Source organism: Streptomyces sp. NPDC085460 (assembly GCF_044541975.1).
In the GTDB taxonomy this organism is placed as follows: Bacteria; Actinomycetota; Actinomycetes; order Streptomycetales; family Streptomycetaceae; genus Streptomyces.
The window spans coordinates 233453-251030 of the sequence record NZ_JBITTO010000001.1; the positions used below are offsets into that span (position 1 = coordinate 233453).

19 protein-coding genes and 1 tRNA gene are annotated in these 17578 nt (G+C 74.2%); 11 read left to right on the top strand and 9 right to left on the bottom strand.

Annotated elements, in window-relative coordinates:
- Window positions 1-21: 21 nt before the first annotated feature.
- The 4 genes from ACIGHB_RS01015 to ACIGHB_RS01030 all read right to left on the bottom strand — a co-directional run bounded on the left by ACIGHB_RS01015 (window position 22) and on the right by ACIGHB_RS01030 (window position 4511).
- The gene (locus ACIGHB_RS01015; RefSeq protein WP_399908421.1) at window positions 22-507 is read right to left on the bottom strand and encodes an RICIN domain-containing protein; all 486 of its coding nucleotides are present in this window, start codon (window positions 505-507) and stop codon (window positions 22-24) included.
- Between the two features lie 8 nt (window positions 508-515).
- Entirely contained in the window at window positions 516-1307 is a 792-nt protein-coding gene (locus ACIGHB_RS01020) for an aldo/keto reductase (protein ID WP_399909332.1), read from the bottom strand.
- Window positions 1308-1471: 164 nt separating this feature from the next.
- On the bottom strand, window positions 1472-3313 hold the full coding sequence (locus ACIGHB_RS01025) for an AMP-dependent synthetase/ligase (protein WP_399908424.1): 1842 nt from the start codon (window positions 3311-3313) through the stop codon (window positions 1472-1474).
- 325 nt (window positions 3314-3638) lie between these two features.
- Window positions 3639-4511: a LysR family transcriptional regulator gene (locus ACIGHB_RS01030; protein ID WP_399908427.1), complete on the bottom strand. Its 873-nt coding sequence runs from the start codon at window positions 4509-4511 to the stop codon at window positions 3639-3641.
- A 139-nt stretch (window positions 4512-4650) separates the two neighbouring features.
- On the opposite strand from ACIGHB_RS01030, the gene ACIGHB_RS01035 reads away from it, so the two are divergent.
- Genes ACIGHB_RS01035 through ACIGHB_RS01045 form a run of 3 tightly spaced genes read left to right on the top strand, consistent with a single transcriptional unit; the run spans window position 4651 to window position 6685 of the window.
- Window positions 4651-5748 carry a bile acid:sodium symporter family protein gene (locus ACIGHB_RS01035; RefSeq protein ID WP_399908430.1) on the top strand — a complete coding sequence of 366 codons (1098 nt, stop codon included), beginning with the start codon at window positions 4651-4653 and terminating at the stop codon, window positions 5746-5748.
- Between the two features lie 35 nt (window positions 5749-5783).
- Window positions 5784-6305 carry an isochorismatase family protein gene (locus tag ACIGHB_RS01040; protein WP_360315981.1) on the top strand — a complete coding sequence of 174 codons (522 nt, stop codon included), beginning with the start codon at window positions 5784-5786 and terminating at the stop codon, window positions 6303-6305.
- Window positions 6302-6685, top strand: coding sequence for a (2Fe-2S) ferredoxin domain-containing protein (locus ACIGHB_RS01045; protein WP_360315979.1), 384 nt, complete (start codon window positions 6302-6304; stop codon window positions 6683-6685). Before ACIGHB_RS01040 ends, ACIGHB_RS01045 begins: the two co-directional genes overlap by 4 nt.
- 18 nt (window positions 6686-6703) lie before the next feature.
- Here ACIGHB_RS01045 and fdhD read toward each other — a convergent pair whose 3' ends face one another.
- Window positions 6704-7531: a formate dehydrogenase accessory sulfurtransferase FdhD gene (fdhD, locus tag ACIGHB_RS01050; RefSeq protein ID WP_399908433.1), complete on the bottom strand. Its 828-nt coding sequence runs from the start codon at window positions 7529-7531 to the stop codon at window positions 6704-6706.
- Window positions 7532-7750: 219 nt separating this feature from the next.
- Between fdhD and ACIGHB_RS01055 the strand changes: the two genes are divergently transcribed.
- From ACIGHB_RS01055 to ACIGHB_RS01075, 5 genes are all read left to right on the top strand, one after another.
- The gene (locus tag ACIGHB_RS01055; RefSeq protein ID WP_399908436.1) at window positions 7751-8695 is read left to right on the top strand and encodes a beta-ketoacyl-ACP synthase III; all 945 of its coding nucleotides are present in this window, start codon (window positions 7751-7753) and stop codon (window positions 8693-8695) included.
- Between the two features lie 166 nt (window positions 8696-8861).
- Entirely contained in the window at window positions 8862-9497 is a 636-nt protein-coding gene (locus ACIGHB_RS01060) for a hypothetical protein (RefSeq protein ID WP_399908439.1), read from the top strand.
- 80 nt (window positions 9498-9577) lie between these two features.
- Window positions 9578-10210 carry a class F sortase gene (locus ACIGHB_RS01065; protein ID WP_399908442.1) on the top strand — a complete coding sequence of 211 codons (633 nt, stop codon included), beginning with the start codon at window positions 9578-9580 and terminating at the stop codon, window positions 10208-10210.
- A 288-nt stretch (window positions 10211-10498) separates the two neighbouring features.
- Window positions 10499-10586, top strand: a tRNA-Leu gene (locus ACIGHB_RS01070).
- 72 nt (window positions 10587-10658) lie between these two features.
- Window positions 10659-12218, top strand: a complete 1560-nt coding sequence (locus ACIGHB_RS01075) for a hypothetical protein (protein ID WP_399908445.1) — start codon at window positions 10659-10661, stop codon at window positions 12216-12218.
- On the opposite strand, the gene ACIGHB_RS01080 is transcribed toward ACIGHB_RS01075, so the two are convergent.
- Genes ACIGHB_RS01080 through ACIGHB_RS01090 form a run of 3 tightly spaced genes read right to left on the bottom strand, consistent with a single transcriptional unit; the run spans window position 12215 to window position 13899 of the window.
- Window positions 12215-12925 carry a class I SAM-dependent DNA methyltransferase gene (locus ACIGHB_RS01080; RefSeq protein ID WP_399908448.1) on the bottom strand — a complete coding sequence of 237 codons (711 nt, stop codon included), beginning with the start codon at window positions 12923-12925 and terminating at the stop codon, window positions 12215-12217. The two genes, ACIGHB_RS01075 and ACIGHB_RS01080, sit on opposite strands and share 4 nt — an antisense overlap.
- A gap of 33 nt (window positions 12926-12958) precedes the next feature.
- The gene (locus ACIGHB_RS01085) at window positions 12959-13399 is read right to left on the bottom strand and encodes a hypothetical protein (protein ID WP_399908451.1); all 441 of its coding nucleotides are present in this window, start codon (window positions 13397-13399) and stop codon (window positions 12959-12961) included.
- Window positions 13393-13899: an ATP-binding protein gene (locus tag ACIGHB_RS01090; RefSeq protein ID WP_360315958.1), complete on the bottom strand. Its 507-nt coding sequence runs from the start codon at window positions 13897-13899 to the stop codon at window positions 13393-13395. The genes ACIGHB_RS01085 and ACIGHB_RS01090 overlap by 7 nt, the downstream gene beginning before the upstream one ends.
- A 248-nt stretch (window positions 13900-14147) precedes the next feature.
- Here ACIGHB_RS01090 and ACIGHB_RS01095 point away from each other — a divergent pair, with 248 nt between their 5' ends.
- The 3 genes from ACIGHB_RS01095 (at window position 14148) to ACIGHB_RS01105 (ending at window position 16153) form a co-directional block, all read left to right on the top strand.
- A complete protein-coding gene (locus tag ACIGHB_RS01095) occupies window positions 14148-15023 on the top strand; it encodes a helix-turn-helix transcriptional regulator (RefSeq protein ID WP_360315955.1) in 876 nt (291 codons plus the stop codon).
- Window positions 15024-15260 (top strand): DUF397 domain-containing protein, encoded by a 237-nt coding sequence (locus ACIGHB_RS01100; RefSeq protein WP_360315952.1) that lies wholly within the window; start codon window positions 15024-15026, stop codon window positions 15258-15260.
- Window positions 15261-15334: 74 nt separating this feature from the next.
- Window positions 15335-16153, top strand: a complete 819-nt coding sequence (locus ACIGHB_RS01105; RefSeq protein WP_360315950.1) for an SAM-dependent methyltransferase — start codon at window positions 15335-15337, stop codon at window positions 16151-16153.
- Between the two features lie 55 nt (window positions 16154-16208).
- Here the strand turns inward: ACIGHB_RS01105 and ACIGHB_RS01110 are convergent, their stop codons facing one another.
- Window positions 16209-17552: a 6-phospho-beta-glucosidase gene (locus tag ACIGHB_RS01110; RefSeq protein WP_399908456.1), complete on the bottom strand. Its 1344-nt coding sequence runs from the start codon at window positions 17550-17552 to the stop codon at window positions 16209-16211.
- Between the last annotated feature and the right edge of the window lie 26 nt (window positions 17553-17578).

Here is a 17578-nt window from a genome sequence, read left to right on the forward strand (position 1 = left end):
GGGCCGCCGTCCGTGCCCCGCTCAGGAGGGCACCGGCTCCAGCCGCCACCACTGGAACGGTGAGTCGGTGTCCTCCCCCTGCCGGATGTCGGCGCCCTCGGCCGCCGAACCGTCCGCCACTTCCAGCAGCAGCCCGCTGACGAAGCTCACCAGCGTGACCGTGCCGGGCTCCTCGACATCCCGCTCGATGATCCACTCCTGGGCGCCGAAGTTGTTCGCCCGCCACTGCTGGACGAGCGCGCCCGGCTCCGTGGAGGCGTTCACGACGTCGAGGCGCTTCCCGCTGGCCGCGTTGACCAGGTGGTAGAGCCCGCCGCCGTTCGGCACCGCGGACACCTGCCAGCGCTGCCCCGGGGCGTCGTCCGCGGCGGCGCCCTGCTGCACCTTGGCGCCGCCCCGCCGCGAACCGGCGTACACCTCCAGGACGAGTCCGCTGCCCACGTTCCGCACCCGGTAGAGCCCGTCCGGGACGGGGGCCGGGCCCCCGTCCCTCGTCCCCGTCGTCACCGGGCGCCTCAGGCCATGTTGAAGTGCGCGGGGTTCGGGCCCAGGCGCCGGCCCTCGTCGAGCGCGGCGATCGCGGCGACGTCCTCCGCGTCCAGCTCGAAGTCGAAGACCTCGATGTTCTCGCGGATCCGGGACGGGGTCACCGACTTCGGGATGACCACGTTGCCGAGCTGGAGGTGCCAGCGGAGCACCACCTGGGCGGGGGTGCGCTCGTGCTTGCGGGCGATGGCGACGAGCGCGGGGACGTCGAGCAGCCCCCGGCCCTGGCCGAGCGGCGACCACGCCTCGGTCGCGATGCCGAGCCGGTCGTGCAGGGCGCGGGACTCGGCCTGCGCCAGCTGCGGGTGCAGCTCGATCTGGTTCACCGCGGGCACCACGGAGGTCTCGGCGGTCAGCCGCTCCAGGTGCTCGGGGAGGAAGTTGGAGACGCCGATCGCCTTGGCGCGGCCGTCGGCGAGGATCTTCTCGAGGGCCCGGTAGGTGTCGACGTACTTGTCCTGGGCCGGGACCGGCCAGTGGACGAGGTACAGGTCGACGTGGTCGAGGCCGAGGCGCTCCAGGGAGGTGTCGAAGGCGCGCAGCGTCGCGTCGTGGCCGTGCTCGCTGTTCCACAGCTTGGTGGTGACGAAGAGCTCGTCGCGGGCGATCCCGGAGGCCGCCACGGCCCGGCCGGTGCCCCGCTCGTTCTCGTAGATCGCCGCCGTGTCGATGGAGCGGTATCCGGCTTCCAGCGCGGTGGCCACGGCCTTCTCCGCCTCGGCGTCCGGCACCTGCCAGACGCCGAAGCCGAGCTGCGGCATCGCCACGCCGTTGTTCAGGATGACCGAGGGGACCTTGTTGTCCGTGCTCACGTGGGATGGATCCTTACGTCGTCGTGGTCGTACGCGGCGGGCGTGCCGCGGCACGCCCCCGCTGTCCAACGATCACCGGCCCCGGAACATTCCGCACGCGCGGCACCGAGCCGTCAGCCGTACAGCGCCTCGACCTCCGCCGCGTAGGCGCGCTCGATGGCCTTGCGCTTCAGCTTCAGCGACGGGGTGAGGAGGCCGTGCTCCTCGCTGAAGGGGTGGGCGAGGATGCGGAAGGTGCGGATCGACTCGGCCTGCGAGACCAGGGTGTTCGCGGCCACCACGCCGCGCCGGATCTCCGTCTCCAGGTCCGGGTCGCGGACCAGCTCGGCGGGGGAGAGCGGCGGGCGGTTCTGGATGGCGAGCCAGTGGTCGACGGCCTCCTGGTCCAGGGTGACCAGGGCGGCGATGTACGGCCGGTCGTTGCCGACGACGAGGCACTGGGCGATCAGCGGGTGGGCCCGTACCCGCTCCTCCAGGCCGGTCGGCGCCACGCTCTTGCCGCCCGAGGTCACCAGGATCTCCTTCTTCCGCCCGGTGATCGTCAGATAGCCCTCGTCGTCGAGCGCGCCGAGATCGCCGGTGGCGAGCCAGCCGTCGTTGAGCACGGCGGCGGTGGCCGCCGGGTCGCCCAGGTAGCCGGAGAAGACCTGCCCGCCGTGGACCCACACCTCGCCGTCCTCCGCGATGTGCACGGTCGTCCCGGGCACCGGCCGGCCCACCGTGCCGTATCTGACCCGGCCGGGCGGGTTCGCCGTCGCGGCGGCGGTCGTCTCCGTCAGGCCGTACCCCTCGAAGACGGTGACCCCGGCGCCCGCGAAGAACAGCCCGGTCCTGCGGTCCATCGCCGAGCCGCCCGACATCGCGTACTTGATCCGCCCGCCGAGCGCCTCGCGCACCCTGGCGTAGACCGTCTTGTCGAAGAACTGGTGCTGCACCCGCAGCGCCGCCGACGGGCCGGGGCCCTCGCCGAACGCCTTGTGCTCCAGGGCCTCCGCGTACTTCACGGCCACGTCCACGGCCTTGTCGAAGACGCCGGCGCGGCCGTCCGCCTCGGCCCGGCGGCGCGCCGCGTGGAAGATCTTCTCGAAGACGTACGGCACGGCGAGGACGAAGCTCGGCCGGTAGGTGGCCAGGTCGGGCAGGAGGGCGGCGGCGGTCATCGACGGCTGGTGCCCGAGCTTCACCCCGCCGCGGACCGCGGCCACCTCCACCATCCGCCCGAAGACGTGGGCGAGCGGCAGGAAGAGCAGGGTGGACGCCCGCTCGCCGGGGCGGGAGCGGAAGACCGGCTCCCAGCCGACCAGCAGGGCGTCCGTCTCGACCATGAAGTGGCCGTGGGTGATCACGCAGCCCTTGGGGCGGCCGGTGGTGCCCGAGGTGTAGATGACCGTCGCCACCGAATCGGGGGTGACCGCGCGCCGGTGCCGGTGCACCACTTCCTCGTCGATGCCCTCGCCGGCCGCGGTGAGCTCCGCGACCGCGCCGGGGCCCGCGTCCTCGCCGGGGTCGAGCTGCCACAGCCGCTGGAGCCGCGGCAGCCGGTCCACCACGGAGCCGATGGTCATCGCGTGGTCCTCGTGCTCCACGACGCAGGCGGTGACCTCGGCGTCGTGCAGCATCCAGTGCACCTGGTCGGCGGAGGAGGTCGGGTAGACCGGCACGGGCTGGGCGCCGAGCGTCCACAGGGCGAAGTCGAAGAGGGTCCACTCGTAGCGGGTGCGGGACATGATCGCGACCCGGTCGCCGAACCGCACGCCGTGCGCGATCAGCCCCTTCGCCAGGGCCAGCACCTCGTCCCGGAACAGGGCGGAGCTCACGTCCTCCCAGCCCCCGTCCGCCGTCCGTCGCCCGAAGGCGACCGCGTCGGGGGTGTCGGCGGCACGGGCGAAGACGGCGTCCGCGAGGCCGCCGCTCAGGGGGGCCGCCTCGACGGGCGGCACGGTGAACTCGCGCACGGACCTGGTCCTCCCTCGACGGCTCGGTGGCTGAAAGGGGCCGCTGTGACGGCTGCGGCGCCGTGACCGTACCCCACCCGGAGCGGCGGCGGCAGGACCTTCACCAAGCCGCGACATTCCTCGTTCGTACTGGTCAGGGCGGGTGGGCGGGTAATCGACCGAAGTGCGGGGGCCGTTGCGTACCGACCGGTACGTCCGCGGGGCCGGAAGTCTCCACCGAATCTGTACCGGCCGAGCACGCCACGACGCCCGGCCGGGGGAGCGGCGTCCCGCCGGGCGCCGGCGCCCGGGGCGTGACGGCCGGGTCGCCGCGGTCGTCGCGGCCTCAGCCCGGGCGTCGCAGCCCGTCGCCGCTCTCCAGGATCGCCTCGGCCAGCGCGTCCGCCGCGTCCTGCGTCGCCCCGCCGCGCCGGCCCTTGCGCAGCACGAAGTCGACCCCGCCCAGCTCCGGCAGGCCCGCCCTCGCCGGTACGGGGACGAGGCCCGGCGGCACCAGGCCGCGGGTGTGCGCCATCACGCCGAGCCCCGCCCTGGCCGCCGCCACGTTCGCGCTCAGGCTGGAGCTCGTGCAGGCGATCCGCCACGCCCGGCCCTCCGCCTCCAGCGCCGCCAGCGCCCGCGCCCGGGTGATGCCCGGCGACGGATAGACGATCAGCGGCACCGGCCGGTCCGGGTCGAGCCGCAGCCCCGGCGCACCGATCCACACGAGGACGTCGCTCCACACCGGCACCCCGCCGTCGCCGTCCGCCCCGGCACCCCGCTTGGCCAGGATCAGATCGAGCCGGCCCGCCGCGAGCCGCGCCTGGAGCGTCCCCGACAGGCCGACCGTCAGCTCCAGGTCCACCTCGGGGTGGGCGCGCCGGAAGGACTCCAGGATCTCCGGCAGCCGGGTCGCCACGAAGTCCTCCGAGGCGCCGAACCGCAGCCGGCCGCGCAGCCGCGTCCCGGTGAAGAAGGCCGCCGCCCGCTCGTGCGCCTGGAGGATCGTGCGGGCGAAGCCGAGCATCGCCTGACCGTCCTCGGTCAGCTCCACGCTGTGGGTGTCCCGCGTGAAGAGCGGCCGCCCGGTCGCCTCCTCCAGGCGTCGCACGTGCTGGCTGACGGTGGACTGGCGCAGCCCGAGCCGCCGGGCCGCCCGGGTGAAGCTCAGCGCCTGGGCGACGGCGAGGAAGGTGCGCAGCTGGGTGGGCTCGTACACCCTCCCGACGCTATCGCGGATCGTGATGACAGTCAGTGGGCTGTACGGGATTCCCGATGACCGCCCCGTGGACCAGGATGGGAGCACGCGCCGGCCCGTCACGGGACCGCGTACTGACCGCCCAGCCCCGCGTGGAGCCATGAACCGACGCCCCCTCCTGCCCTCCTGGCTGCCGGTCGACGGCTATGTCCTCGCCCTGCTCGGCACCGTCGGCCTCGCCGCCCTGCTGCCCGCCTCCGGCAAGGCCGCCACCGTCGCCGAGGCCGCCGCCACGGGCGCGGTCGCGCTGCTGTTCTTCCTCTACGGCGCCCGGCTCTCCACCCGGGAGGCGCTCGACGGACTGCGCCACTGGCGGCTCCACCTCACCGTCCTCGGCTGCACCTTCCTCGTCTTCCCGCTGCTCGGCCTCGCGGCCCGCGGTCTCGTGCCGGCCGTCCTCACGCCCCAGCTCTACAGCGGCTTCCTCTTCCTCTGCCTGGTCCCCTCGACCATCCAGTCGTCGATCGCCTTCACCTCGATCGCCCGGGGCAACGTTCCGGCCGCCATCTGCGCCGGCTCCTTCTCCTCGCTCGCCGGCATCGTGCTCACCCCGCTGCTCGCCGCCGCCCTGCTCGGCGGCAGCACCGGCGGCCTCTCCGCCGACGCCCTCCTGCGGATCGTCCTTCAGCTCCTGGTCCCCTTCCTCCTCGGGCAGGCGCTGCGCCCCTGGGTGGGCGGCTTCCTGACCCGCCGGAAGAAGGTCCTCGGGTACGTCGACCGGGGCTCGATCCTCCTCGTCGTCTACACCGCCTTCAGCCAGGGCATGGTCGCCGGCATCTGGCACCTGGTGACCCCCGGCCGGCTCGCCCTGCTGCTCGCCGCCGAGGCCGTCCTCCTCGCCCTGATGCTCGCCCTGACCTGGTACGGGGCCGGGAAGCTGGGCTTCGGCCGGGCGGACCGGATCGCCATCCAGTTCGCCGGGTCCAAGAAGAGCCTCGCGGCCGGCCTGCCCATGGCGAGCGTCCTCTTCGGCGCCCACGCCTCCCTGGCCGTGCTGCCCCTGATGCTCTTCCACCAGATGCAGCTGATGGTCTGCGCGGTCCTCGCCAAGCGCCGGGCCCGCGACCCGGAGCCCACCGACACGGCCACCGCACCCGCCACCCCCGCCCCCGGCCCGGCCGAAGCCTCCGCCGAAGCCCCCGTATCCGCTTCCCCCGCCGGCCCCGGCCGGATCGCGCCACCGTCCCCACCGCGGTGATCATCCGGGCCGATCCGGGCGGCTACGGTGCTCCCATGCCCTCACTCGATCCCGGCCGCACCGCGCTCCTCCTCGTCGACCTGATGGAACGGATCGTCGCGCTGCCGCTCGCCCCCCGCCCCGGCACCGACGTCCTCGCCGCCGCCGGACGGCTCGCCACCGCCTTCCGTACCGCCGGCGCCCCCGTCGTCCACCTCCGCGTCGAGCGGCCCGGCGTCCCCGTCCAGCCGGCCGGCAGCGAGCTCGTCCCCGACCTCCTGCGCGAGGGCGAGCCGGTCGTCGTCAAGCGCACCATCGGCGGCTTCCAGGACACCGGGCTGCACGAGCTGCTCACCGGCCTCGGCGTCCGCACCCTCGTCCTCGCCGGCATCGCCACCAACCTCGGCGTCGAGTCCACCGCCCGCGCCGCCGCCGACCTCGGCTACGACCTCGTCTTCGCCGAGGACGCCATGACCGCGCTCACCGCCGACGAGCACCGGGCCTCCGTCGACCTCGACTTCCCCCGCCTCGGCACCGTCGCCGCCGTCCCCGCGATCGTCCTGGACGGCCGCGGATGAACCGCGTCCCGATACGTTACGGGGCCCGCCCCTGCTCCCTCGTCGTCTGCCGGGGCTGCTGCTGCGGCGACCCGCGGAAGAACCCCGGCACCGACCACGACGCCCAGCTCGACCGGCTCCGCGCCGCCGCCGCGGCCTCCGGCGGGAAGCTCGCCGTCCGCACCAGCGACTGCCTCGGCCCCTGCGCCCAGGCCAACATCGTCGTCGTCCAGCCCTCCACCGAGGGCCGCCGGCGCGGCGGCCGGGCCGCCTGGATCGCCTTCACCCTCGACGACGACTGCCTCGACGACATCCTCGCCTGGACCGGGGCGGGCGGCCCCGGCCTCGCCCCGCCCCCGGCGACCCTCACCCTCCAGATGATCGACCCGCCGAAGAACTGACCCCGTCCCCCGGGGCGGTCAGAGCGCGATCCGGTGCTCGCCCGCGTACACGTTCATGTCCGGCCCGCGCAGGAACCCGACCAGCGTCAGACCCGTCTCCGCCGCCAGGTCGACCGCGAGCGACGACGGCGCGGACACCGCGGCGAGCACCGGGATCCCCGCCATCACCGCCTTCTGCGCCAGCTCGAAGGAGGCCCGCCCCGACACCAGCAGCACCGCCCGGTCGAGCGGCAGCAGGTCCTCCCGCAGCGCCCGCCCCACCAGTTTGTCCACCGCGTTGTGCCGGCCCACGTCCTCCCGTACGTCGAGCAGCTCGCCGTCCTCCGAGAAGAGCGCCGCCGCGTGCAGCCCGCCCGTCGTGTCGAAGACCTTCTGCGCCGCCCGCAGCCGGTCCGGCAGCTCCGCGAGCAGCGCGGGGGAGACCCGTACCGGGGGAGTGTCGGCGATCGGGAAACGCGCCGTCGTCCGCACCGCGTCCAGGCTCGCCTTGCCGCACAGACCGCACGACGAGGTCGTGTAGACGTTCCGCTCCAGGGTGATGTCGGGGACGACGACCTCCGGCGCCAGCTTCACGTCCACCACGTTGTACGTGTTCGTACCGTCCTCCTTCGCCCCCGCGCAGTAGACGATCGACCGCACGTCCGCCGCGGCGGCCAGCACCCCCTCGCTCACCAGGAAGCCCGCCGCCAGCGCGAAGTCGTCGCCCGGCGTCCGCATCGTGATCGCGATCGGCCGCCCGTTCAGCCGGATCTCCAGCGGCTCCTCCGCCACCAGCGTGTCCGGCCGCGCGCTCACCGCGCCGCCCCGGATCCGCGTGACCCGCCGTCGCTCGGTGACCCGTCCCATCCCCGCCGCCTTCGATTCCGTCGGTGTTCCTGCCCCTGACCGTGTCATTCTCCGCCACCCCCCGAACCCCCGCCCGATCCGGTGCGCCGCCCGCCCCCTTGTCACGGTCGGCCAAGCGACTCGGGGGAATCTTGGTGGTTTACGTCACCGGTTACCCATCAGTCGCTGGCAAGACTGGGTGGTTCCTGCCGCTGAACGAACCATCGAGGGGGTCCCGGGATGACGGGCACTCGCATCGCCGCGCTCGGGCACTACCAGCCCGCCAAGGTACTGACCAACCACGACCTGGCCGAGCTGGTCGATACGAGCGACGAGTGGATCCTCAGCCGGGTCGGCATCCGCACGCGGCACATGGCCGGCCCCGAGGAGCCGGTCGACGAGCTCGCCGCGCACGCCGCCGGCAAGGCGCTCGCCGCCGCCGGCCTCGCTCCCGGCGACATCGACTACGTCATCGTCGCCACCTCCACCGCGATCGACCGCTCGCCCAACACCGCCGCCCGGGTCGCCGCCCGCCTCGGCATGGGCGCGCCCGCCACTCTCGACCTCAACGTGGTCTGCGCCGGCTTCACCCACGCGCTCGCCACCGCCGACCACGCGATCCGGGCCGGGGCCGCCCGCCGCGCCCTCGTCATCGGCGCTGACAAGATGACCGAGATCACCGACTGGACCGACCGCACCACCTGCGTCCTCACCGGAGACGGCGCCGGCGCCGTGATCGTCGAGGCCACCGAGACCGACACCGGCGCCATCGGCCCCGTGCTGTGGGGCTCGGTCCCCGAGATGGGCCACGCCGTCCGCATCGAGGGCACCCCGCCGCGCTTCGCCCAGGAGGGCCAGAGCGTCTACCGCTGGGCCACCCAGAAGCTCCCCGCCCTCGCCCGTGAGGCGTGCGCCCGCTCCGGCATCGCCCCCGAGGACCTCGCCGGCGTCGTCCTCCACCAGGCCAACCTGCGCATCATCGAACCCCTCGCCGCGAAGATCGGTGCCGTCAACGCCGTCGTCGCCCGGGACGTCGTCGACTCCGGCAACACCTCCGCCGCCTCCGTGCCGCTCGCCCTGGCCAAGCTCGTCGAGCGCGGCGAACTCCCCTCCGGCGCCCCCGTCCTCCTCTTCGGCTTCGGCGGCAACCTCTCCTACGCGGGCCAGGTCGTCCGGATCCCCTGACCGGCACGGCCGGGTGCCCCGTTCGGCCGAGCGCGAGCGGGGACCGGTGGCGGCGGCCCCCGGGCGCGCCTAGCTTCGAACGCGGTGGGGATGCCGGCGCCGACGGTGCCGGACCCGGACGCGGAGCGGCTCCGCGCCCCGCCCCCGCCGCGACCCGGAGGACCGCATGCGCGCGATACGCACCGCTTCCGCCGCCCTGCTCACGGCGGCGGCCGTGGCCCTGTCCGCCCCCGCGGCGTTCGCGGGCGACGGGGCGAGCGCCGGTACGGGCGCGGGACCGGACGCCGGGGCGGAGGCCGTGACAGGACCAGGACCGGGCGCCGGGACAGGATCGGGACCGGGCGCCGGGACGGGCGACCCCACCGGCCAGGGCATCACCTCCTTCGGCTTCTCCGTCACCCCGCGCACCGTCGCCCCCGGCGGCACCGTCACCCTGACCAGCGACGGCTGCGAGGTGCCGTCCGTGACCGTCACCTCGGGGATCTTCGACACCGTGACCCTCACCGAGGGCCGCCCCGGCAGCGCGACCGTCGACGTCGAAGCCAAGGCCGGCGCCGAGTACGAGATCGCCTTCGACTGCAAGGGCGAGCGCGGCACCACCAGCCTGACCATCACCCACGGCACCACCCCGCCGCCGGCCCCGGTCACCCCGCACAAGGGCGTGAAGGCCGGCTTCGGCAGCTCCACGGGCTCCGACGCGCTCGGCGCCGCCGAGCTGGCCGGCGGCGCCGTCCTCATCACCGGAGCCCTCGCCGCCGCCGTCGTCCTCACCCGCCGCGGCCGGACCGGCGACCGCCCCTGAGACGGCCCCTCCGTCCCGGTGTGACGAGGTCCGGGACGGAGGGGCGACCAGCACCCACCCGAGCAGAGGAGGCCGAGCCGGTGGAGAGCGCGTACGGCCGGCGCGGCGCCTGGGGCGTCGTCGCGATCCTCCTCCTCACCGGCGTCCACCTCGTCCGCGGCGGTACGGAGCAGCTCACCGCCGCCGGCCCGCCCCAGCCCCTCGCGGCCGACGCCCCCGCCCCGGCGGCCTCGCCGCTCCCCGCCCGCCCCGCCCTCCCGGGCTCCGCCCCGCTCTCCGTCACGATCCCCGCGATCGGCGTGGACGCGCCCCTGACCCGGGTCGGCCTGGACGCGGACGGCTGGATCGAGGCCCCGCCGCCCGAGCACCCCGGCCGCGCCGGCTGGTTCGCCGGCGCCGTCACCCCCGGCGAACCCGGCACCGCCGTCGTCGTCGGCCACGTCGACACCCCGGCCGGCCCCGCCGTCTTCCACTCCCTCGGCGCCCTCACCCGGGGCCGCGCGATCGACATCCACCGCGCCGACGGCCGCACCGCCGTCTTCACCGTCCACGGCGTCGAACTCGTCCCCAAGGACGACTTCCCCGCCGACCGCGTCTACGCCTCCACCGGAGCCCCCGAGCTCCGCGTGATCACCTGCGGCGGCCCCTACACCCGCGCCGGCGGCTACTCCGGCAACGTCGTCGTCTCCGCCCGGCTCACCGCCCTCCGCTGACCTGACGTAATCCGGCCTCGGGACTGGCCTGGACCAACCCCCCGGGGACAGGGTGGATCCCGGAGCAGGCGTCGGGGGGCGCCGTGCTCCCGGCCGCCACGGCGGCATCCCCGGGGATGGGCGGTCCCCGTGCGCCCGGGTCACGGCCCGGGGTCCACCCGGCGCACGGGCCGCCCCCACCCACCACCCCCGACTGACCACGGAAAACGCCGGTGAAAGCCCCCGCGAACCCCTGGTAGAGTTATCCATGTCGCCGCGGGGAACACCCGCGATCACGACAGACACCTTGTCCGGGTGGCGGAATGGCAGACGCGCTAGCTTGAGGTGCTAGTGCCCTTTATCGGGCGTGGGGGTTCAAGTCCCCCCTCGGACACCACGGAACAGGCCGGTCGATCTCGTATCGACCGGCCTTTCTCGTCATCTGCACCTTCGGGGGAGGGAGCGGCGGATGCCGCGAGGGGCTGGATTCGACCGGCGGGCCACGGCCCTCGTCGAACTGCGCGGGTTGCGCGGTGAGCACGAGCTGTTCGAGGAGGCCCTCGCCGCCCGGGGGTGGCCCGTGCTCGACCGGCAGGGCCGGGATCCGCTCCCGCTCGCCGAGCGGCGCGTCCGCTATCTGATCGAGGCCCGCTTCCCCGGCAGCCGGCTCAACGCGGTCTCCGGCGCCCGGCAGCGGATCGAGCTGATCGGCGACGAGCTCCAGCTCGACATGCGGGTCCTGGCGGTAGAGGGCGTCGAGCGGGACGTGAAGGACCTGCCGCGCTGGTACGCCTACGCCAGGCCCGAGGTCCCCGCGGACGCGACCGCGGCCGTCCGGGCCCGCAAGCGGCTCGAACTCTGGCGCGCCGAGCACCTCGGGACCCGGGACACGGGCCGGTTGATCACGGCGGCGACACCACAGGCCGCCCGGTGGCTGGCCGCGAGGCCGCTGCCGGGTGCGCCGGTGCCCGGGGCGGGGGTCGCCGTCCGCCGGCCCTCGGGCGCCGCACCCACGTCGACACCGGTGAGCGCGCTGGGCGGTCGCCGGGCGTCGGCGCGCGTCATGGGCGGCCTCCTCGCGTGCGCGGTGCTGGCCATGCTGCTGGGCGCCCGCGTCATGGACGTGCTGCTCGTCCAGGACCGGTGGTCGTGGCCGAGCCTCGCGTTGCTGCCGCTGATCGGCTGGTGCGCGGCGGTCACCGCCTCGCGTGACCCGCAGGGAAGCTCCCGGGCGGCCACGGCCACCATCGCCGTCGGGCTGGTCCTGTTCAGCGGCGCGGCCGGCGCCTTCCTGGCCCGGGAGGTGCCGGACCGAGGAGTCGCGGCCCCTGTCCTGATGGGCGTGCTGACGGCGGCGGCCGTGGCGAACGGCCTCCGTCTCCTGGTGCGCCAGTGGAGCTGGCAGCGAGTCGCCCCCTGGCTGCTTCCGGCGCTGATCCCGCTCGCCTTCGGCTTCCTGCCCGGCATGGGCACCGCGCTGCACGTCATGTATCTGGACGCCTTCGGCGTCGACCTGGAGGACGTGGAGATACCGCGGGCCTACCAGTTCATGGCGATGCTCAAGCTGACCGCGTGCCTCAGCCTGTGGTTCATCGCCCCGAGCCTGCTCGGCTACATGCAGCACTTCCACTGGCACGTGAAGGACCGCCTGTTCGGCAACTTCGTGGTGCTGGTGATGAGCATCGTGCTGGTCCTGCTCGGCTTCATGGGGTACGGCCTGCTGGCGGCCGGCACGGCGGGGAAGAAGGCCGCCACCGCCGCCGCGGCGGGCCGCACCCCGGCCGGCTACTACGGCATCGACCCCGAGTGGGTCTGCCCCTCTCCCGTCGGCAAGCTCGCCGAGGTCCCGGTGGACGGCGGGGTCCTGGACCCGAAGCGCGCCTACCTCAAACTCGGTGACTCCGGGGGAGTGGTGGTGCTCTGGGACGCGGAGGAGCGCGCCGGCCTGAAGGTCCCGCTGGAGAAGCTCCGCCTCGTCCCGGCCGACTCCCCCCGCGTCCCCTGCGGGGCGGACGGACCGAAGGGCTAGACCTTCCGCGCCACCACCAGCCGGCAGTTCGGGGCGCCGTCCGGGCGGGTGCCGAAGTCGGGGAGGGGGAGGTGGGTGACCTCGAAGCCGGTCCCCTCCAGGGCGGAGCGGACGTCCGCGAGGCGGAAGGTGCGGTAGTACATGACGAACGGGGGGTGCCGGAGCGCGTTGCGGACGCGCATCGCCGCGTCGAAGGCCCACAGGGTCCAGTAGGCGCGGGAGCCGACCCGGGGCGGGGCCGGGAGCGGGAAGGCGAAGGTGCCGCCGGGGCGGAGCGAGGCGTGGACCTGGGCGAAGAGGGTGCGCTGCTCGGCGGGGAGGAAGTGGCCGAAGGCGCCGAAGCTGACCGCGAGGTCGAAGGCGGGAGCGAAGGGGAGGGCGCGGGCGTCGGCGCGGACCAGGGTGGCGGCGGGGTGCCGGCGGCGCGCCTCGGCCAGCATGTTCGTGCTGAAGTCGACGCCGGTGACGCGGCCCGCGCAGACCGCGCGCAGGACGGGGAGGCCGGCTCCGGTGCCGCAGCAGACGTCCAGGCCCGACTCGAAGGGGCCGAGTTCCGCCAGGGCGCGGGACACCGCCGCGAGGACGCGGTCGGGGGTGCGGAAGGGGGTCGCGTCGAACGTGGGCGCCAGGAGGTCGTAGCCGTCCTCGACCGAGGAGAGCGCCTGCCTGGCCAGTTCGCGGAGGGTCGGGCCCTGCGGGGTGAACATGGGGCCGACTCTACGCAGCCCGCGCGAGGCGCGTCAGAACGCGCTGCGCACCGGCGGGGCCGGCCAGGCGGGGGCGGTCCCGGTGAGCTGGCAGGCCAGCAGGTAGAGCGGGATCGGCGGGGTGTAGGGAGAGGTGCCGTCCGGGTGGTGGATCAGACGCGGGCCGCGGTCGGGGATCTCGGCGCCGGGGGCGTAGCAGGCGGGCAGCGGCCAGGTCAGGTCGAGGTCGGAGCCGGCCGGGACGAGCCACCACCACCAGTCGGTGTCGGCGTACACGCAGCCCTTGGCGGGGAGCCGGGAGAGGATCTTGAAGCCGAAGCGGGCGGGGACGCCGACGGCGTCGCACCCGAGCCCGGTGTTCAGGCCGGTGGGGACCGTGAGGCGGGTCGCGGTGACGGCGGGGGCGCGTCCGGGGCCGTTCTCGGGGGAGCGGCGGGCGCGGGGGACGAGCAGGGTGGCCATGGACTTCAGCATGGCTCTCCCAGGGAGTGGGGCAGCTCCGCCCAGACGATCTGCGCCGTGCCGTGGCCGGTGCGCTCCGCCCCCCAGGACGCGCAGAGCGCGTCGACGATCAGGAGGCCCCGGCCGCGTTCGTCCGCGCCGCAGTCGCGGATCCGGGGGCCGGCGGGGCCGCCCTCGTCCCGGACGGCTATCCGGAGCGCTTCGGCGCCCTCGCGGAGCTCGCAGACGATCCGGCTGCTGGCGGTGTGCAGGACCGCGTTGGTGACCAGTTCGGAGACGACCAGGGCGGCCGTGTCGCGTATCTCGGCGCCGCGGCCCCACAGGGCCAGCCGCTCCTCGGCGAGGTGGCGGGCGCGGCTCACGGACTCGGTGCGGGCGGGCAGCTCGAAGGCGAAGCGGCGGAGGGCGTCGCGGTGGAGCGGTTCGCGGTGGTGGGACTCGCAGTGCCGGGGGTCGTGAGGGGCGGGGTCGTGGCGGTGCTGCGGGCGCTGGGCCATGACTCGGGAGCTCATGAGACCTGAGGGCTGCGCGTTACCAGAAGCCACGACCGGTTCCTCACAACAGTGGGCAGGGCTGCCGTACACCGCTGTCGCCGGGGCCCGGGGGCGCACCGGCGGCAGTGTGTACTGGTTCACCGGAACACTGTCCTCCTGACTCGGACACTTGGCAAGTGGCACTCTGAAAATTGCAGAGTGCCGTGTTCTCTCTGGCCGGGCTTCGTGGCACACTCATCGAAACAGCGCGTCGGGGAGGTCTGAGAGTGAGCGAGCCGCGGTCCGCCCCCACCGTGGGACAGGTCGTCCTCGGCCGGCGTCTGCAGGACCTGCGCGAGCGCGCGGGCCTCAAGCGGGAGGAGGCCGCCAAGGTCCTCCACGTCGCTCCGGCCACGGTCCGCCGCATGGAGACCGCCGAGGTCGCGCTGAAGATCCCCTACGTCCAGCTGCTGCTGAAGACCTACGGGATCACCGACGCCGAGGCGGAGGCGTTCACCGCCCTCGCCGAGGAGGCCAACCTGCCCGGCTGGTGGCAGCGTTTCCACGACGTGCTGCCCGGCTGGTTCTCCATGTACGTCAGCCTGGAGGGGGCCGCGAGCCTCATCCGGGCCTACGAGCCCCAGTTCGTCCCCGGTCTGCTCCAGACCGAGGGGTACGCCCGCGCCATTCTGCGCAGTGGAGCGGTCGGCGGCGGCGGTGACGCCGCGCGGGAAGAGGACATCGACCGGCATGTGGCCCTGCGGATGGAGCGCCAGTCCCTGCTGACCAGGGAGGACGCCCCCAAGTTCTGGGTGATCATGGACGAGACGGTGTTCCGCCGGCCGGTCGGCGACGGGCCCGAGGTGATGCGCGACCAGCTCGACCGGCTGCTCGAAGCGTCCGAGCTGCCGAACGTCACCCTGCAGATCGCGGAGTTCGCGTCCGGCCACCACCCCGGCACGTACGGTCCCTTCGTCCTCTTCCGCTTCGCCATGCCCGAACTCCCGGACATGGTCTACAGCGAGTACCTGACCGGCGCCGTCTACCTCGACGCACGCCCCGAGGTGGCGTCCCACCTGGAGGTCATGGACCGTATGGCGGCGCAGGCCGCGACTGCACAACGCACGAAGGAGATCCTCAGGGATCTCCGCAAGGAGCTGTGAATGGATCGCATATACAACGGCATGCCCGCCGCGGAGCTCGGTGCCGAGGGATGGCACAAGCCCTGGAGCGGCGGGAACGGGGGCAACTGCGTGGAGGCCATGAAGCTGGCCGACGGCAGGGTCGCCGTGCGACAGTCCGCAGACCCTGAAGGACCCGCCCTCATCTACACCCACGGGGAGATGGCCGCGTTCATCGCGGGAGCCAAATCCGGTCAGGCTGACTTTCTGCTCACCTGACCCCTTCCGTCACCCCGCTACCGTCGCGTAACTCTTGTAGCAGCGCCACCCGTTCGTCCCGACCAGGAGAGCCGATGACCGAGGAACCCGCTTCCGCGCGGAGCGAGATACGGATCGACACCAGCAAGCCGCACCCGGCGCGGATGTACGACTGGTTCCTCGGCGGCAAGGACAACTATCCCGTCGACGAGGAGATGGCCCGCCAGCTCCTCACCGTCGACGCCCGCGGCCGGGACATGGCCCGGGTCAACCGCGCCTTCATGCACCGCGCCATCCGCTGGCTCAGCGACCGCGGCGTGCGCCAGTACCTGGACGTCGGCACCGGGATCCCGACCGAGCCCAACCTGCACCAGATCGCGCAGGCGGCCGCGCCGGAGTCCCGGATCGTCTACTGCGACAACGACCCGATCGTGCTCGCGCACGCCGCCGCCCTGCTGCGCTCGACCCCCGAAGGGGCCACCGAGTACATCCAGGCGGACGCCCGCGACCCCGAGACCATCCTCGAACGGGCCGGAAAGGTCCTTGACTTCGACCAGCCCATCGCCCTGTCGATGCTGGCCCTGCTCCACTTCCTGGGGGACGAGGACGGTGCCCACGACATCGTCGCCAAGCTCGTCGACCAGCTCGCCCCGGGCAGCTACCTCGTGCTCTCGCAGGTCACCGGCGACTTCGACCCCGAAGGCGCGGCCAAGGCCGTCGGCATGTACAAGGCGCGGGGGCTGACCCTGCGGCCGCGCACCCGCGACGAGCTGGCGGTCTTCTTCGACGGCCTGGAGTTCGTCGAGCCCGGCGTGTCGCTCACCGCCGAGTGGCACCCCGAGCTGGGCGAGCCGGTGCCGGTCCAGGGCGACGACCCGATCCCGGGCTGGGCCGCGGTGGCCCGCAAGCCCTGAGCCGTACCCGTACGCGCGTCAGGCCCGTGGAGTCCGCTCCGCGGGCCTGACGCGTTCATCCCCGCAGATACGCGAGCCCCGGATGCGCGGCCGTGTAGCCGTCGAGCAGCCGGCGGGCCACCGCCACCGAGTCCACCAGCGGGTGCAGGGCGAACGCCTTCACCGCGTCCGCCCGCGCCCCGCTCTCCGCCGCCGCCAGCACCTCCCGCTCGACCGCCTTCACCGCCTGGACCAGCCCCATGGCGTGGTACGGCAGCGGGTCCACGGCCACCGGACGGGCGCCGCCCGCGTCCACCAGGCACGGCACCTCGACCACCGCGTCGGCGTCGAGACCCGGCAGCGCGGACCCGTTGCGCACGTTCAGGATCAGCGTGGCCCGCTCACCGCGCGCGATCGCCCGCATCAGCGCCAGCGCCACCTTCTCGTAGCCGCCCGACTCCAGGTCCTCCTCGGCCCGGTCGCCGGCCCCGGCCGCCTCCCGGTTGTGCGCCATGTACGTCGCCTCCCGGTCGGCGAGCGTGCGGTGCCAGGCGTCGAGGGCGCGGGTCCCCGGTTCGCCGGCCTCCGCGTAGAAACCGGCCTGCTGGTCGAGGAGATAGGCGCCGCGGGTCCTGGCGGCGCCCCGGTAGGAGGCGAGGGCCTCCCGGTTGAAGTAGTAGTAGTGCAGGTACTCGTTGGGGACCGCGCCCAGCGACCGCAGCCACTCGGTGCCGAACAGCTTCCCCTCCTCGAACGAGCCCAGCAGCGCCTCGTCCGCGAGGAGCCGGGGCAGCTCGTCCCGCCCGTCCACCCGCAGACCGCGCAGCCACCCCAGGTGGTTGAGGCCCGCGTAGTCGATCCAGACCCGGTCGGGGTCGGCGCCGAGCACCCGCGCGACGCGGCGCCCCAGACCGACCGGGGAGTCGCAGATGCCGATGACCCGGTCGCCCAGGATCCGGGACATCGCCTCCGTCACCGTCCCCGCCGGGTTGGTGAAGTTGATGACCCAGGCGTCCGGGGCGAGCGCGGCGATCCGGCGGGCGATCGCGACCGCGACCGGCACGGTCCGCAGGCCGTACGCGATGCCGCCCGCGCCCACCGTCTCCTGCCCGAGCACGCCCTCGGCCAGCGCCACCCGCTCGTCGGCCGCCCGGCCCTCCAGGCCGCCGACCCGGATCGCCGAGAAGACGAAGTCCGCGCCGCGCAGCGCCTCGTCGAGGTCGGTGGTGGCCGTGACGACGGGCGCGTCCACCACCCCCTCGGCCTGCTCGGCGAGCACCCGGGCGATGGCCGTCAGCCGGTCCGCGTCGAGATCGTGCAGGGTGACGTGGGTGATCCGGCCCTCGGCGTGGTCGCCGAGCAGTGCGCCGTACACCAGCGGCACCCGGAATCCGCCGCCTCCGAGAATCGTCAGTCGCATGCTCCGTACGCTACTCGGACACCCCC